This is a genomic window from Kitasatospora sp. NPDC001225, assembly GCF_053597855.1.
The window spans coordinates 1-1005 of record NZ_JBSFJC010000501.1; the positions used below are offsets into that span (position 1 = coordinate 1).

Sequence of the window (1005 nt, forward strand, 5' to 3'; positions counted from 1 at the left end):
AGCACCGACCAGTACCTGGAGAACTGCCTGGACGACGTCCGGGTCTGGCTCGCCGCGCACCCGGGCGCCGGGCCGCTGGTGATCAAGCTGGAGCTCAAGCCGGGCTACTCGGCTGACCTCGGGATGGGCCCGGACCAGCTGGACGCGCTGATCGCCGACCACCTGGGCTCCGCCGTGCTGCGCCCGGCCGACCTGCTGGCCAAGCCCGGCGGCGGCTCGTACGCGAGCGTCGACGAGGCGGTGCGGGCGGGCAACTGGCCGCGCCGCTCGGCGCTGGCCGGGAAGGTGCTGCTGTACGCGATCCCGGGCACCGTCGAGCTGGGCAACCCCTTCGACACCCTGCACACCGACGTGGAGCAGGGCCGGCACCTGCGCGACCTGGCGGCGGCGGGCCGGATCGGCCAGGCGCAGGTCTTCCCGTCCGTGCTCGGCGCCGCCACCGGCGACCCGCGGAGCCAGTACACCGGCGCGGACACCTCGATCCGGCCCTGGTTCGTGGTCTTCGACGGCGACGCCTCCACCTTCGTCAGGACCATCGACACCGCCTGGTACGACAACGCCCACTACCTGCTGGTGATGACGGACTCCCACCTGGTCGCCCCGGAGATCAGTGCCACCGACCCGACGGCCGACCAGGCGAGGGCCCGCACCGAGCAGCTGGCGAAGGCGCACGCGAGCATCGTCTCCAGTAACTGGCGCCGGCTGGCGTCGGTCCAGTCGCTGGTGTTGTCGCGCGGCTGACCTGGTCAAGTCCTGGGAGGTACGGCGAAGTTGACCAGAGGTGAAGAGTTGGAACGGGGCTTCCGGAGGGCCCGGAGGATCGCCATCCTGGTTGTCATGACCCGAACTCTACGCGCGTGGAAGACCCGCGTCGCCGCCACCGCCACCGTCGCCCTGGTCACCCTCGCGCCGATCGCCGTCGCCACCGAGGCGCACGCCGCGGTGAGCGGCTCGGTGTGCCTGTCGGCCCTGCCCTCCCAGGCCCACACCACCCTCAACCTGATC

At 71.9% G+C, this 1005-nt stretch carries 1 protein-coding gene; it reads left to right on the plus strand.

Going from position 1 to position 1005, the window contains the following annotated elements:
• The coding region (locus ACWDCZ_RS41755; RefSeq protein WP_449818782.1) for a Ca2+-dependent phosphoinositide-specific phospholipase C at positions 1-741 on the plus strand (741 nt) is incomplete at its 5' end.
• Between the last annotated feature and the right edge of the window lie 264 nt (positions 742-1005).